At 42.3% G+C, this 15,292-nt stretch carries 15 protein-coding genes and 1 pseudogene; 12 read left to right on the forward strand and 4 right to left on the reverse strand.

Features of this window, described 5'->3' with window-relative positions:
* The first annotated feature begins 29 nt into the window (after positions 1 to 29).
* The 4 genes and pseudogenes from GPS65_RS05490 (at position 30) to GPS65_RS05505 (ending at position 3,053) form a co-directional block, all read left to right on the forward strand.
* Complete coding sequence (locus GPS65_RS05490; RefSeq protein ID WP_144473646.1) at positions 30 to 1,217, forward strand: MFS transporter; 1,188 nt, start codon at positions 30 to 32, stop codon at positions 1,215 to 1,217.
* Positions 1,218 to 1,327: 110 nt separating this feature from the next.
* Entirely contained in the window at positions 1,328 to 1,957 is a 630-nt protein-coding gene (locus tag GPS65_RS05495; RefSeq protein ID WP_119124383.1) for a LysE family translocator, read from the forward strand.
* A gap of 34 nt (positions 1,958 to 1,991) precedes the next feature.
* Positions 1,992 to 2,114: pseudogene (locus GPS65_RS19975) on the forward strand (UPF0715 family protein); the annotation flags it as partial.
* A 180-nt stretch (positions 2,115 to 2,294) separates the two neighbouring features.
* The gene (locus GPS65_RS05505; protein WP_119124384.1) at positions 2,295 to 3,053 is read left to right on the forward strand and encodes a YqcI/YcgG family protein; all 759 of its coding nucleotides are present in this window, start codon (positions 2,295 to 2,297) and stop codon (positions 3,051 to 3,053) included.
* Here the strand turns inward: GPS65_RS05505 and GPS65_RS05510 are convergent.
* Positions 3,048 to 4,400 carry an amino acid permease gene (locus tag GPS65_RS05510; protein WP_119124385.1) on the reverse strand — a complete coding sequence of 451 codons (1,353 nt, stop codon included), beginning with the start codon at positions 4,398 to 4,400 and terminating at the stop codon, positions 3,048 to 3,050. The genes GPS65_RS05505 and GPS65_RS05510 overlap by 6 nt on opposite strands.
* Before the next feature lie 79 nt (positions 4,401 to 4,479).
* Here GPS65_RS05510 and GPS65_RS05515 point away from each other — a divergent pair, with 79 nt between their 5' ends.
* The 6 genes from GPS65_RS05515 (at position 4,480) to GPS65_RS05540 (ending at position 10,679) form a co-directional block, all read left to right on the forward strand.
* Positions 4,480 to 5,076, forward strand: coding sequence for a DUF1989 domain-containing protein (locus GPS65_RS05515; protein WP_012008858.1), 597 nt, complete (start codon positions 4,480 to 4,482; stop codon positions 5,074 to 5,076).
* A 198-nt stretch (positions 5,077 to 5,274) separates the two neighbouring features.
* Positions 5,275 to 6,096: an NAD(+) synthase gene (gene nadE, locus GPS65_RS05520; RefSeq protein WP_119124386.1), complete on the forward strand. Its 822-nt coding sequence runs from the start codon at positions 5,275 to 5,277 to the stop codon at positions 6,094 to 6,096.
* A 134-nt stretch (positions 6,097 to 6,230) separates the two neighbouring features.
* Positions 6,231 to 6,788: a shikimate kinase gene (locus GPS65_RS05525; RefSeq protein ID WP_003214270.1), complete on the forward strand. Its 558-nt coding sequence runs from the start codon at positions 6,231 to 6,233 to the stop codon at positions 6,786 to 6,788.
* Positions 6,789 to 7,149: 361 nt separating this feature from the next.
* Positions 7,150 to 8,097, forward strand: a complete 948-nt coding sequence (locus GPS65_RS05530) for a dihydrodipicolinate synthase family protein (protein WP_003213849.1) — start codon at positions 7,150 to 7,152, stop codon at positions 8,095 to 8,097.
* A 77-nt stretch (positions 8,098 to 8,174) separates the two neighbouring features.
* Positions 8,175 to 9,182 (forward strand): LacI family DNA-binding transcriptional regulator, encoded by a 1,008-nt coding sequence (locus GPS65_RS05535; protein ID WP_119124388.1) that lies wholly within the window; start codon positions 8,175 to 8,177, stop codon positions 9,180 to 9,182.
* A 120-nt stretch (positions 9,183 to 9,302) separates the two neighbouring features.
* Positions 9,303 to 10,679: an MFS transporter gene (locus GPS65_RS05540; protein ID WP_012008861.1), complete on the forward strand. Its 1,377-nt coding sequence runs from the start codon at positions 9,303 to 9,305 to the stop codon at positions 10,677 to 10,679.
* Between the two features lie 215 nt (positions 10,680 to 10,894).
* On the opposite strand, the gene GPS65_RS05545 is transcribed toward GPS65_RS05540, so the two are convergent.
* Entirely contained in the window at positions 10,895 to 11,668 is a 774-nt protein-coding gene (locus GPS65_RS05545; RefSeq protein ID WP_119124389.1) for a class I SAM-dependent methyltransferase, read from the reverse strand.
* A 118-nt stretch (positions 11,669 to 11,786) separates the two neighbouring features.
* Between GPS65_RS05545 and GPS65_RS05550 the strand changes: the two genes are divergently transcribed.
* Positions 11,787 to 12,692 carry a LysR family transcriptional regulator gene (locus tag GPS65_RS05550; protein ID WP_041815144.1) on the forward strand — a complete coding sequence of 302 codons (906 nt, stop codon included), beginning with the start codon at positions 11,787 to 11,789 and terminating at the stop codon, positions 12,690 to 12,692.
* A gap of 45 nt (positions 12,693 to 12,737) precedes the next feature.
* Here GPS65_RS05550 and GPS65_RS05555 read toward each other — a convergent pair whose 3' ends face one another.
* Positions 12,738 to 13,523 carry a carbon-nitrogen family hydrolase gene (locus GPS65_RS05555; RefSeq protein ID WP_012008863.1) on the reverse strand — a complete coding sequence of 262 codons (786 nt, stop codon included), beginning with the start codon at positions 13,521 to 13,523 and terminating at the stop codon, positions 12,738 to 12,740.
* A gap of 237 nt (positions 13,524 to 13,760) precedes the next feature.
* Between GPS65_RS05555 and GPS65_RS05560 the strand changes: the two genes are divergently transcribed.
* The gene (locus GPS65_RS05560) at positions 13,761 to 14,717 is read left to right on the forward strand and encodes an acetylxylan esterase (protein WP_012008864.1); all 957 of its coding nucleotides are present in this window, start codon (positions 13,761 to 13,763) and stop codon (positions 14,715 to 14,717) included.
* Between the two features lie 238 nt (positions 14,718 to 14,955).
* Here the strand turns inward: GPS65_RS05560 and GPS65_RS05565 are convergent, their stop codons facing one another.
* Entirely contained in the window at positions 14,956 to 15,270 is a 315-nt protein-coding gene (locus tag GPS65_RS05565) for a hypothetical protein (RefSeq protein ID WP_012008865.1), read from the reverse strand.
* Positions 15,271 to 15,292: the final 22 nt, after the last annotated feature.

A 15,292-nucleotide genomic window follows, 5' to 3' on the forward strand; every position in this document is an offset into this window, starting at 1 on the left:
CCCCGCTCCTTTTTAGAGGAAGTGAAAAGATGAAAAAAGTATTTTATTTTGGCTGTGTCTTTTATTTTTTTATTGGGACCATTCATGTGTTTTTTGGCAGCTTAACTCCTTATTTACTGGCTAGTTACGATAAGGGTCCCGGGGAATTATCTTCTTTAATCTTTTTTCAGTTTATTGGTTTTTTGACAGGGGTTCTGTTATCCCCCATCCTTGTGAGGAAAAAAGGCTATGGCGCTGTTCTGACTATGGGTCTTTTGCTGATGATCGGGTCACTTCTGCTTGGGCTTTTGGTGCCGGGCTGGTCAACTCTTGTGCTGGCAGGGTTTTTTCTTGGCAGTGGTGCAGGCAGTCTTGAGACAACAGCAGGAGCGTATGTGATTTCGATGGCAAACAGTGCGAAGCGAATCAGCATCATGGAGGTCTTCTTTGGATTAGGAGCGCTATTATTTCCACTTGTGATTTTACTGACTGTCAACGAACAGACGTGGCACTATGTGTTTTTATTTCAAGTTGGTACACTGACTTTCTTCCTTATGCTTTGGATTGCTTTTATGAACAAATTGCCTCGTGGACAGATGATTTCTCCTTCCAATGGGGTGAAAAAACCGTCCTTACTTGTTGATCGAAACAATCGAATCATTGTGGTGATCATGATTTGCTTTGCCTTTTTCTACGCAGGGATTGAAACGAACTTTGCGAACTTTTTGCCGTCGATCATGCTGGAGAAGGGAGGAGACAATTGGGGTCTCTTTGCAGTCTCCACTTTCTGGACAGCCATTGTCATTGGTAGAACCGTGATTGCGAGAAAAGCAGATCATTTGCACCCGCTGCGTTTTTTAAAGCTAAGTTCAGCACTCATGATTCTGCTGCTCGTGATCTTTGCGCTGACAACACACATCACCGCTCAGCTGCTTCTCATCTTTTTCATCGGCCTGTGTGCAGCTGGTATGTTCCCAATCGCACTGACTGCATCTGCATTAATGATTGAAAATGCCATCGACGAGGCCACGAGTTACTTTATTGCAGCCGCAAGTTTAGGCGGAGCCTGCTTGTCCTTCTTGATCGGCTTTAGTCTTGAATGGGCAGGAGCAGCAAGTGCCATCTTTGTTTTCGCCTTCTTAGCTGTTCTTTTATTTGCAGCTGCAATTCAAATGAATCGTGTGAAGAAAAAAGAAACCGTTCTCCCCAAGCAGTCGGCACTGAAAGCGGATCGATAAGCGAATCCGCTATTTCCTTGAATCCGCCTGAAAAGATGACAAGGACTTGTACTAAACCATAGAACGTTTGAATAATATGTACAAGTCAGCATCAAAAGGAGGACGTCTATGTGGCGGTGTTTTTTGGTTATATCTTTTTAGGGTTGTCACTTTCAGCGCCTGTTGGGCCAGTCAATGCAGCCCAAATTGATAGAGGGATTAAAAGTGGCTTTTGGCATGCGTGGATTTTTGGTGTGGGGGCAATGGCTGCGGATATTGTCTATATGCTCCTCATTTATTTTGGTGTCGCCCAGCTTTTGACTGCACCTCTTGTGAAAACTTTTTTGTGGCTGTTTGGCTTTTTCGTTCTAACCTATACGGGGATTGAAAGTCTGCGTAAAATCAATTTGCAGGAGAGCCCAAAAAAGGATGGTGGAAACACGTCGATTGGTCAGTCGTTCATGACGGGGTTTTTCATTTCTCTTTCCAATCCGCTCAGTATTTTATTTTGGCTGGGCATCTACGGCAGTATTTTGGCCAATACGATCGAAAAGTATGGGGCATCTCAAATGCTGATGTACAGCATGGCTATTTTTATCGGCATGTTGGTCTGGGATTTCAGCATGGCGCTACTGGCTAGTTCGTTTAGACGATATTTAAGTGAACGTGTCTTACACGGTTTATCCGTTCTTGCAGGCTTATCTTTACTTGGTTTCGGCGTTTATTTTGGGTATCAAGGGATCATGGCATTGATTGGGTAGAAAAGCAGACTGACATGTCAGTTGTTCTGCGTAAGCACTGTGGATTGATTATGGACTGGTTGTGTTCATTAGCTACAAAGTCTATCTGTTTAGCTTTTGCTCAGCCTTCATTTATTGGGTGCTCGATTCTGTCTTTTTAATGAAGAACCGATCATAGGGAAGATACAAAAAACGTTCTATTAAAAGAAGCGGCATGGCGTGAAAGACACAGATACATGCTCCATTTGAATGAGAACTTCCACCTCTTGAATGCGCATGGAAAGTCGCTTAGGGACAGTCACCACAGCCTTTTTTTCTCATAGGCTATGGAGAAGACGCTAAAACGAGGTGGAAGGAAATGGCCCAGTTGTATGCAAAAAGTTGCCTTGATCAAAATCTACGATCACTAGAAGAATGGAAGCAGGATGCTTTTACGCTATTTGGAGAGATGGTAGGAGATGAGGCAGATACATTCCCTTGTGTCCCAGGAAGACAGGGATTTTTTCTCGATCATTTACGCTATGGGTTTGTGGGTGATCCAAGAAAAGAGGAAGCTGTTGAAGAATTAGCGCAGCTGCTGAGAGAATATCAAAGCTGTGCGAAAGAAACGGGTCAATATGCTTCATTTATATGCTTTTTTGAAACACCGCAGGATTTAAAGGAAAGTTCACTTGAAGAGCTTGAGCAGCAGTTTTGGTCATTGCTTCAACGACTGCACCAGAAAGATGAAGTGTCGTGGCCTGAGGATATTCCACTAGATACTCATCATCATGAGTGGGAGTATTGCTTTCACGGGGAAGCGTATTTTATTTTATGCTCCACACCGGCTCATAAGCTCAGAAAAAGCCGCCACTTTCCTTATGTCTTAATGGCATTTCAGCCTAGATGGGTGTTTGAGAAATTGAATGGATCGACCAAGTTTGGTCAAAAAATGAGCCAGCTCGTTCGCAAGCGGCTTAAAGCGTATGATGAGGTCGGGGTTCATCCATCATTAAAATGGTATGGTGATCCGACTAATCATGAATGGAAGCAATACTTTCTCCCAGATGAAGAGGCGGAGAAACCTGCCTCCGCCAAATGTCCTTTTACTGCATTAAAAAACATGATGAAATTATGATGCGGTCTGATCCTGCTGCTTCCACTTTTTCCTCATAAATAGCACCATGATGGCTATCACTGCAATGATCCCAAGGCTGATAAAAAAGCCGGGTCGTCCGCTTGCCTCTGTTAAAGTGCCTGAAATGGCGGCTCCAATCAAGAGAAGCGCAAGAAACATTTCGCACGTTTGGCGAGTGGATGGCTTTGATAGTTTTTTACTTGAGAACAGAATGAAGACCCACGTGTACAGAAGGGTAAGACCGGCTGCTGTTGTGAGATGCTCGTAGATGTGTTTGGACAAAAAGAGTGCAAGCAAAATCGACACAAATAATCCAGCAGCCGTTAAAATAATCGAAGGCCAACCGACATGAGATGGGTCTTTTTGTTTAAAACAAGCAGGTGCATCTTGATGCTCCGACATCGTGCCAAGTAGCGTCGTGACTGCATAGAGTGAGGCAACCAATGTCGAAAAGCCGGCAATAATGAAAATGCCATTAAAGATATGAAGAAAGATCGATAAATGAAATGGATCTAATGATGTAATAAATGGACTACTGTTCTCATTAAAGGCTGTTACTGGGACAAGGAGGAGAGCAAGACCAATTGAGACGATATAGATGACCGCTAGAATGATCAGCATGACCCGTCCGGATTTTGCTGCATCCTTCGGGTCTTTTAAATGAACCGCCATCAGCCCCATGACCTCAATTCCCCCAAATGCATAAAACGCATAAATCAATCCATTCCAAAGACCAAGTGCACCGAGCGGCATCCATTCGTGATCTTTGTTTGGCAGGTGCAAGGTCGGCTTATGATCTGTCAGAATGCCGAATAACACCAGCACTGCAAGGATCATAAACAGAAAAATCGCCGCTGTCTTCAGTACCGCAAGGACATTTTCTGTCTTTTGAAAAGAAGAGAGCCCTATGATAATCACGAGCAGGGCAAGAGCAGAATAAATGGCAGAAAACACCCAGAGCGGCACAGATGGAAACCAGTGTCGTGTAAAAAGGGAAATCGCTGTTAACTGACTTCCTGTAATGAGCATTTCTGCGAACCAATACACCCAGCCATTGCTAAACCCTGCCCAGCGTCCATATGCTTTACGAGCATAGGAGCAAAACGACCCTTTATCAGGGTTATCAGCTGTCATCGCAGCCAAATGTTTAAAGACGAGATAGGTCCCAACCGCAGCAAGTAAAAAAGAGATGCAGACGGAAAAACCGGACTTCGTAATGGCAATGCTGGAACCAAGGAAGAAACCAGTGCCAATCGTACAGCCGACTCCGATTAGAGAAAGCTGCCACCAAGATAAAGTTTGTTCTTCTTTCAATGCATGTGCAACACCTTTCTGTTTCAATGACATTAGCTTGTGACCGCCTCTTTTTTTTATACATGATCAAAAGGACGTTTTGGGCATACTGTCAAGGAAAGGAGTGCATGTGATGAACGGAGAATATGTCATTTTACCAAAGGGCAGACTCGGCTTTCGTTTAGGAAAAGGCCAATGTATGCGGGTGGTTGATGTTGAAGGACAGCAAGTAGCAGATGTAATGGCCTATCATGAAAAGGATTTTTATGAAAAATTTGACCAAGGTGCGACAATGGACAGCCTATTTTCGTCAAAGGTAAAAAAAGGCGATAAGCTTTATTCTAACTTATACAAACCGATGTTTACGGTCATTGAAGACACAGTCGAATGCCATGATTTATACATGCCCGCCTGCCGGCAAGAAATGTATCAGCTTTTATATGGACGGACGCATTTAGAGGTCATGCATACATGCTACGATAATTTGCGGAATGCCTTTGAACCATTTGGGATTCCGAAGGAGGATATGTACTATCCTTTTAATGCCTTTATGAATACAGTCATTGATGAAAAAGGAAAGCTGTCTGTGGAGCTGCCAAAATCTCTTCCCGGTGATTACATTCGTCTGCGAGCCGAAATGGACCTCATTGTGGCCGTATCCGCATGTCCTGCTGATATTGGAAAGTGTAATGGCGCAAGCTGTACATCGATACGGGTTGAAATTGATTGAAAAAGAAAAGGGCCAGTCCGTATAGACATGGTCTTTTTCATTTGTGAATGTTTGATCATGAATGAAATAGGGGAACGTTTAACAAAATGTTCTTCCTGAAAACATGATATAATGGAGATTCAAAAAACGTTGTCAAATCAATGAATTCAGAGTAAAACCTGTTCTCTTCATGTAGAGGATGCTTAGGAGGAAAAGTGTATGAGTTTGCAGAAAAAAATCAGCCAAGAGTTGCATGTGCAGCCCTCAATTGACCCGAAGCAGGAGATCGAAAAACGGGTTGGATTTTTAAAGGACTACTTGAAAAAAACCGGTGCGAAAGGATTCGTCCTCGGCATTAGCGGCGGGCAGGATTCAACGCTCGCTGGCCGTCTTGCACAGCTCGCTGCATCTGAACTGCGTCAAGAAGGAAAAGAAGATGCCGTCTTTATTGCGGTGCGTCTCCCGCATGGCGTGCAGCAGGATGAAGATGATGCACAGCTCGCTTTATCATTTATTCAGCCGGACAAGTCGTGGAAATATGATATTGCGCCTGCCGTGACGGCATTCAGTGAACAATATCAAAAAGACACAGGCGGACCGTTGTCTGACTTTAATAAAGGGAATGTCAAAGCACGCATGAGAATGATCGCGCAATATGCTGTCGGAGGAGAAGAAGGATTACTTGTCATTGGTACAGATCATGCAGCCGAAGCTGTCACTGGGTTCTTCACGAAGTATGGTGACGGCGGTGCAGACGTTCTCCCGCTCACAGGTCTGACGAAACGCCAAGGACGGACACTGCTAGAAGCGCTGCAAGCACCAGAGCGCCTATACTTAAAGAAACCGACAGCCGATCTGCTTGATGACAAACCTCAGCAAACGGATGAAACAGAACTAGGCATTACGTACAATGAAATTGATGATTACTTAGAAGGTAAGCCCGTGTCAGAACAAGCAGTAGAAGCGATTGAAAAGCGCTATGTTCAATCAGAGCATAAACGTCAAGTACCCGCTTCTATGTTTGATGACTGGTGGAAATAAGAAAGAGGCCTCTCCAGTGAAGGAGAGGTTTTTAACTGTATATTTTTAAGATTGCCTATCTTTTCGCGCTCCATTTATCATATAATAGAAACATTATGTAGCATTCCTTGTCGTAAGGAGGACGTGTCACGATCATGAAAATCAATAGAGAAATCCCTGTAAGACAACGGAATATTGTTCTCATTGGCTTTATGGGTGTTGGGAAAACAACCATTGGGCAGCTGGTTGCTAAAAAGCTATATCGAGATTTTATTGATGTCGATCAGGAGATTGAGAAAAAATACAACATGACGATTCCAGAGATGTTTCAGCAAAAAGGAGAAGCATTCTTCAGACAGGCTGAAAAGGATTATATCGTCGATTTATGTGAACATACACAGCTAAAGATCGTCTCACTTGGAGGCGGTGCATTCAAACAGGAAGAAATCAAACGCGCCTGCTTGAAACATTGTACGGTTCTTTTCCTTGACCTATCTTGGGAGAATTGGAAGCAGCGGCTTGATATTTTAATTGAAAATCGTCCTGTTCTTCACAACCGGACGCTTGATGAAATGAAAGAGCTGTTTGAAGAACGCCGGGAGATTTATTCTCTTCATAACTCCAGAGTGGAAACAGATCATTTAGAGGCTGAGGAAGTTGCCAATTATATTGTGGACACACTCAAGCTTGGCTGGGATTTATATTCGAAATAAAAAAAGTCTACCGTTGAGGGTAGACTTTTTTTATTGATACCTTTTTCTTCGTAGATATGATGATGTTTTGGCAGTAAAATTTATTTATCCTTTTTCTGGTGTGTGGTTGGTTGGAAAAAGTGATCATGCATCATCAATCAAATCATGATGATGAGGTTTATTGGTTGATGTGACAAACAAAATATATCTCTCATTTTCTTTTTTGAAAAAATTAAATAGTACCTAAAATTCTATAATAGTATTTTGAATTATTATAATTTTTAAAAAATAAAGTTGACATCTTTCACATTATCATTCTATGATAGTTTACGTAAACGCTTACCGTAAACGTTTACTATAACGAATGGGGAGGAATTTGTTTATGAAAAATAAAGAAAAATGGAGCGGTGTATTCCCGGCTGTCTTAATTCCTTTTAAAGATGACTATTCAATTGATGAACCTGCTTTTCGTAAGCTTGTCCGTTGGGTGGCAGATCACAAAGGCATTAACGGGATCGTTGTCAATGGACATACTGGCGAGATTATGACTTTACTGCCACATGAACGAGCTGAAGCAGTGCGTATTGCAGCCGACGAATTAAAAGGGGAAGTACCTGTCATTTCCGGGGTTTCTGCTGAAGGGACAATTGAAGCAATCCAACATGCAAAAGCTGTTGAAGAAGCTGGTGGAGAAGGTATACTTCTCATGCCACCACATTCATGGCTAAGATTTGGTATGCAGCCTGAGTCACCTGTCCAATTCTTTAAAGATGTTGCAGAAGCGATTGATATTTCAATCATCGTTCATCAATATCCAACATGGACAAAAACCTCATATACAACCAGTCAATTACTAGAAATGTCTGAGATTGAGAACGTTGTTTCGTTTAAAATTGGTCAAAGAGACATGGCACAATACGAGGTCGATGTACGGGCATTGAAAAAACATGCACCAGATGTATCGTTACTCACATGTCATGATGAATATTTATTACCAACATTGGTTCAAGGCATTGATGGAGCACTTGTAGGTTTCGGCTGTTTCGTGCCAGATTTGATCGCTGAACTTGTGAAATGTGTGGAAGAAAAAGACCTTGTAGCGGCCAATAAAGTTTACGATAGAATCTTTGAATTAAAGCATGCTGTGTATAAAATGGATGAACCTTCATCTACTTCTCATCTGCGCATGAAAGAAGCGATGTATCAGCGAGGTTTGATCAGTAGTTCGCTTGCTAGGAAGCCGGTATTACCTTTAACTGACGAGGAAAAAGAAGAAATTCGCCAAGGCCTTCAAAGTGTTGGTTTGCTTAAGGAAAACGTCGGTAGATAACAGACCTTTGATTTCATGATGAAGGTGAGTCAGGTTATAATAGTGTATAAAACAACAGACTCCCGGAGGTATGAAATGTGTCAGTAAGTATTAAAGATGTCGCATTGAAAGCTGGAGTGTCTATCGCCTCTGTTTCCCGAGTATTAAGTGGTAAACCAGGAGTAGGTGCTCAAACGGCTGAAAGAATCAAACAAGTGATTGATGAGTTAGACTATCGCCCTAATTTAGGAGCCAGAGGGCTCGTTAAAAGAAAGACTGGGAATATAGCGGTCGTGGTTCCGCGTGGTTCATATATTTTGAATAATCCATTTTTTTCGACGATTTTAGATGGTATAGCGAAAGAGTTAGATGAAACTGAATTCAATATGTTGATGTCATTTACATCTGTGCAGCAGCAGCGATTACTTGAAACACAAGCTGTAGATGGTGCCATTTTATTTTCTCCAAGAAATGAAGAATTGAGCATGGATTGGTTAAAAAGTTTAGCTATTCCCATTATTGTGGTTGGAAGTTACTTAGAGGATTCTCCTTTCCCATGTGTCAGACCAGATGATGAAGAAGGTGTGTGTCAATCTGTAACGGCCTTATTTGAGAAAGGTCATCGAACCATTGGGCTGGTCAATGGTCCAATGAGTTCGATGCATAGTGTGAGGTATTACAATGGATATGAGCGCACACTGAAACATTTAGGATTAACAATGAACAAAGAACTTGTATTTGAGCTAGATGAATTTGATGGGGGAAAAGTAGTAGAAGTGGTTTCTCAATTTCTTCAAGGAAACCAGCACATGACTGGAGTTGTTTGCTCTTCAGATTTTTTGGCGATGGGGGTCATGAAAGCTGCAGATCATGCAAATGTGTCTATACCTCATGACTTGTCAGTCGTTGGTGCCGATGATGTGCCCATTGCAAGTTTTCTAACCCCTTCTTTATCTTCAGTTCATGTTGATTTAGTTGGGATGGGGAGAAAAGCTGTTTCTTTACTAACACAGGTATTAGATGGAGATCAGTTAGAGGAAATGGAGCATATCTTCCCTATGTACTATATAGATCGGGGCACCACGGGAACGCCAAAAAAGAAATGATAGATGCTGAAAACTCATATGAACGCTTTAGAATGTCTTTTGATTGTAAATGTAAGCGATTTCTTTAGCGCTCTTCAGCATGTACTTTTGCATCATTTCCTCTAATAAGGAGGAGATATCATGACGTTAGAAGTCAGCGGAAATTCAAATTCTCATGATGGACAAGTTGTTGATAGAGCTTCACAACTATTGACGAGAATGGAAAGTGTACCTTTTTCTAGATGGCATTTAAAACCTCGTATCATTATGGGATCTGCCACCTTTTTTGATGCTTTTGATGCTCTGTCTTTAGCGTTTGTACTCCCAGTTCTCATCGGCATGTGGAGTTTATCACCTGCTCAAATTGGTCTTCTTATTGGGTCTGGTTATATAGGACAAGCGATTGGTGCCATTTTCTTTGGGTGGTTAGCAGAAAGGCGTGGCCGCGTTTTTAGTGCAAAGTGGACTGTACTCCTCATGTCCGTCATGAGTATTGCATGTGTGTTTTCAGGTAATTTTATGGCACTGTTTATTTTTCGTTTTATACAAGGCATTGGGGTAGGAGGAGAGGTGCCGGTAGCAGCCTCATATATCAATGAATTGTCCCGTGCTCAAGGGAGAGGCAGATTTTTTATGCTGTATGAGATGATTTTTCCTTTAGGTTTAATGATCTCAGCTCAAATCGGAGCATTTGTTGTACCTAGCTTTGGGTGGAAGTGGATGTTTTTGATTGGGGGCATCGGAGGACTCATCGTCTTTGTATTCTTTTTTATGTTACGTGAATCTCCAAGGTGGTTGATTTCGAAAGGCAGATTTGATGAAGCCGAAAGAATTATTGAAGAAATTGAAGCTAGTACTGACAAACGAATGCCTGTAGCAAAGCAAGTATCTAGCAGTACTGAAAAGGGCGACTGGAAAGAGCTTTTTTCAACTTTCTACCGTAAAAGAACATTGATCGTATGGGGACTATGGTTTTCTGCCTACTTTGTATCGAATGGTTTAAATAACTGGTTACCAAGTCTTTATAATACGGTTTACAATTTGCCAGTTGGAGATTCATTAAGGGCAGCCTCTCTGACAAATATTTTACAGACCGTCGGTGTATTCGCTTGTGCATTTTTAATTGATAAAGTAGGACGAAAGCGCTGGGCAACCATTGCATTTATCGTAACAGGAGCTTTATTAACTGCTTTATGGATCAGCGGAGCGAGTTCTCCAGAAAGTGTGATCTATTTAGGGTCTGCTGCTTACGGAATGATGGGGACGATTACAGTTCTTCTCTATTTATATACACCTGAAATTTATCCAACACGTATGAGGGTAATTGGAACGGCATTTGCTACAGCTTGGCTTAGGCTGGCCTCAGCGATCGCTCCTATTATGATAGGCTTTATTTTAGAGGTAAGCGGTGTTTCAACTATTTTTATTCTTTTCGCAAGTGTGACTGTAGTGGGAGCAATTCTTGCTTTTAAAATGATCGAAACGCGCGAGAAAGTATTAGAGGATATTGCACCGTGATTGACGCACGCAGTGAAGAACTTATTCTAAAGAGGGTAGGTTCTTTTTTATTCAGAGGATCTACGTACATTTTTTTGAAATGCCTAACCTATCTCCGTTCATGTATCATATAATAGAAACATGATCACGAACATGAAAAGCAATATCTGAGAGACAGTGAAGCTGTATATTCGAAATAAAAAGTCTACCGATGAAGGTAGACTTTTTCTATCAGTTTAATTCTTGATTCCTCGAATGAGTGCAGCTTTTAAGCAGAAAGAAATAGGGTGCTGCTGTGCATCGAATTGAAGCTGAAAGAGCTGCTTTGTATCAAGGGCTGCGGCTTGAAGATGGGTAACGATCTCCTCTTGAACATTCTCTGGTGTGCGTCCGCGTGTGATCCAGTCCTGATAATCAATTTGTAGATCCCAGTAACGAATCTCTTTTTGAGTCAGTTGGTTGGAAGCGAAAAGCTCTTCCCATTCTGATAAAGAGCTTTCTCGCACATGAGAAGGATCTCTGAGTCTATTTAGATGATTAATGAATGAATCCTGTACCGCATTCTCAGGTGCATAATGATCGACGAGCAGAAATGCACCGCCTTTTTTTAAGACTCGGCTGATTTCAGACATGGCTGCGGGAAGGTTTGGAAAGTGGTGAGCGGCAAACCGGCACGTCACGATGTCAAATGATTCATCAGCGAATGTCAATGTTTCTGCGGCTGCCCGTTCAAAAGTAATATGCTTCAGCTGACGTTCTTTTGCAAGTGCTGATGCAACCTCGATCATTTTTTGCGTGACATCAATGCCGATTCCTTTAGAAATGATGTCTGAAAAGGAAAAAACGGTATGTCCAGCTCCGCAACCGATATCAAGTAAATGCTCGTGTCCCTTCGTGTTTGCTGCCGCTTTTATCCATTCCAACTCTTCTCCGGCTGCAAATATAGGTGAATCGCGATAGTTCTCAGCATTTTGTGAGAATTGGTTTTCGGCTTTAGCATATGGATTCATTTTTTTCTCCCCCTTATGTTGTCTCTTTATCGTAAAATTCCTTTTGGTATTTGTCTAAGACCTAAAAGATATGACATGAATAGTTAAAACCTATGAGGTGATGAAAGTGGATATACGAATGATGGAATATGTTATGGAAGTGTATCGGCAGAAAAGTTTTACAAAAGCAGCAGAAGAGCTTCACATTGCACAGCCTTCTTTAAGCCAACAAATAAAGAAGCTAGAAGAGGAATTAGACACACCCCTATTTATTCGAAAGTATGGACAAGTCACACCCACACCTCAAGGGAGTCGGTTCATTAAAAGGGCTGAGAGCATTTTGAAGGAAAAAGATGATTTGTTGCGAGAGATGGGAGAAGCAGCTTATGAGGTGGGGAAAGAGCTGAACATTGGAGCGCCAGCCGTCACAGGGGGATATGTCTTGCCCAGTTTACTAAAAACTTTTTGTCAAACGTATCCTCATGTTCACGTTCGACTAATAGAAGAATCACCTCGTGAGCTAGAAAAACTTCTATTGGCTGGTCAGTTGGATTTGGCTATTTTATCTATGCCGGTCGAGCATGAATCATTGAAAACGAAACACATGCTGACAGAGCCGCTTCTTCTTGCAGTTCCGCCATCTGCTCAACCTTGGTTACAGGCGGAATTGAACGATATCATCCATCAAAGAGATCAGAAAGGGACTGTTCCGTTTCGCCTTTTGGAAGACGCCTCATTTATTATGCTGAAAGAGGGATATGGCTTCCGGCAAGTGGTCACAGAACTCTGTCATCATCATGGCTTTCAGCCGAAGATAACCTTTGAAACAAGTCATATTCAAACAGCGCAGGCATTGGTCAAAAATGGGCTAGGTGTGACAGTTGTGCCGAAAATGGTGGCACAAGAGGAAAGGAACGAAGTCACTTATTTGAAAATTGATTCAAGTCCAACCCGCACACTTGTGTTTGCATATGTGGAAGAAAGGTATTTAACGAAAGCCGCTCAAGCACTAATGGACCTTTATCAAAATCAGGAAAATACTTAAACAAACGTTTAATTAAATGCAAAAAGCAGGGGGGCACCCTGCTTTCTAATAAATATCCAGACGCTGATCTGTCATCACAGGAATCTGCTGTCTCACTTCATCCACTAGCTGGAGATCAATGTCCCCATAATAAATATCTTCCTCATGGTTTGTTTCAAGTAAAATACGGCCAAGTGGATCAATCACCATGGAATGACCAGGGAATTCAGTGTCTCTGCTTGTGCCTGTTCTGTTAACAGCAATCATAAAGGACTGATTTTCAATCGCTCTTGCGATGAGCAAGCTGCGCCAATGATCCACTCTTGCTGACGGCCATTGCGCCGTATTGATAAGCACCTTTGCCCCTTTGTTGACAAGTGTTCTAGAAAGCTGCGGAAAGCGAAGGTCGTAGCAGATCATCGCACCGATCTTCACATCCTCATCATAGTCAAATAAACAAAGTTGATCACCAGCGGTTAAATAGTTGTGCTCATCCATTAAGCGGAATAAGTGAATTTTATCATAATCAACTAAAAGCTCACCTTGGCGGTTAAAGATATACATTGTGTTGGTGATCTTCTCATCTTCTGTGCGCTTGTTCAATACACTTCCGGCGATAAGAATCACTTGGTGCTTATGGGCAAAGGAAGAGAAAAGTTGTTTTGTGCGTTCACCGTTTACATCCGCAAGCTGATCGGCTTGTTCAAGAGCGTAACCGGTATTCCACATTTCGGGTAAAATGATCAGATCAGGCTGCTGGCGGATCGCTTCTTCTAAAAATGCTTCTGCTTTTTGAAAGTTTACATCAGGTTCACCGATTTGTACGTCCATTTGGACAAGGGCGATTTTCATACAATTTCCTCCTTTATTCAATGATTGTGAATGTGAAATCCATGAATGGATCTGTCGATTTGTTTTTGTCTAAGAATCTCTAGTTTTCAAGCCAGTTTCTTTATCATAAAGGTTTCAATCTTCTTTGCCAATAGAAATGTCAGAAGGTTTTGTCTTTTGTGGTGAAAATGGCTTTCTTCGTCAAGAAAACAGTGATATGATACACACAACTAATAAAACAAAGGGGGATAGTAGGATATGCAATTGTTTGATTTACCATTAGATGATCTCAAAAAGTATAAACCGAAGAAAACAGCACGTCCTGATTTCTCAGACTTTTGGAAGGCGTCGCTTGAAGAACTGAACCAAGTGGAGGCAGAGCTAGCACTTGAACCTTATGATTATCCAGTAAAGGGAGTGAAGGTGTATCGCCTGACGTATCAAAGCTTTGGACATTCTCGAATTGAAGGTTGGTATGCAGTACCAGATCAAGCAGGTCTACACCCAGCACTCGTACATTTTCACGGCTATAATGCCAGCTATGACGGCGGCATTCATGACATTGTCAATTGGGCACTGCATGGCTATGCGACGTTTGGTATGCTCGTCCGAGGTCAGGGCGGCAGTGAAGATAAGACAGTGACACCAGGCGGGCAGGCTCTGGGGTGGATGACAAAGGGCATTTTATCGAAAGAGACCTACTATTATCGAGGTGTTTATTTAGATGCGGTTCGAGCACTTGACGTGATTCAGTCTTTCCCAGAAGTGGATGAACACCGGATTGGCGTGGTGGGCGGAAGCCAGGGTGGTGCACTAGCGGTTGCAGCTGCAGCACTTTCAGACATTCCAAAGGTCGTCGTGGCAGATTATCCGTACTTATCGAATTTCGAACGTGCAGTAGATGTGGCATTGGAGCAGCCTTATTTAGAAATCAATTCATACTTTCGCAGAAACAGCGATCCAGCAGTGGAAGAAAAGGCATTTGAAACGTTAAGTTATTTTGATTTGATCAATTTAGCCGGATGGGTGAACCAGCCCACATTAATGGCCATCGGTTTGATCGATCAAATTACCCCGCCATCTACTGTGTTTGCAGTATACAACCATTTAGAAACAGATAAAGATTTAAAAGTGTATCGCTACTTTGGACACGAGTACATCTCGGCTTTTCAAACAGAGAAGCTTGCCTTCTTACAAAAGCATTTAACGAATTAAAAGAAAAGAGGCCGCTCGCTAGGAGGGCTTCTTTCAGGTTGTTGACAAAGGGCTAAAATGATCTTTATTTTAGCCCTTTATCTTCTTTTCAGCGTGATAGAAAACCTTTGAAGTCTAGGAAGGACGAGCATCGGAGCGGAGCGAATTTGACATTCGTGAGCACCGAAGCGCAGACCTGACAACGAATGCGAGGGTTTGTCTACACGCTGAAAGAGGCAGCTCTAGGAGGGCCTCTTTTTTAATAGCTCGTATTCTGTCTCGTTTTTTCATCAGGCACTAACGCGGTGATAATGAGAGCAAGGGCAGTGATGATATGAAGAATGAATCCGAGAATCGGAATCCATGCAAGGCAGGATGTGACAATTCCGATGATGCTTCCAATCATTGGTCCCTGGTCTCGCTTCGATAAGACGAGTGTGATAATATGCAGAATAAGCATGACCATAAGCGGTGAATAGCCATTGCTAATAACGAATAGGCCTCCGATCACAGGGATGGCAAGGCAAGCTTCAAAAATCCCAGTGATCCATTTCATAATGCGAGATATAGACATCAGATCCAACTCCTTTTTCATA

Origin of the sequence: Bacillus pumilus, assembly GCF_009937765.1 — a bacterium.
Taxonomy (GTDB): Bacteria; Bacillota; Bacilli; order Bacillales; family Bacillaceae; genus Bacillus; species Bacillus pumilus_O.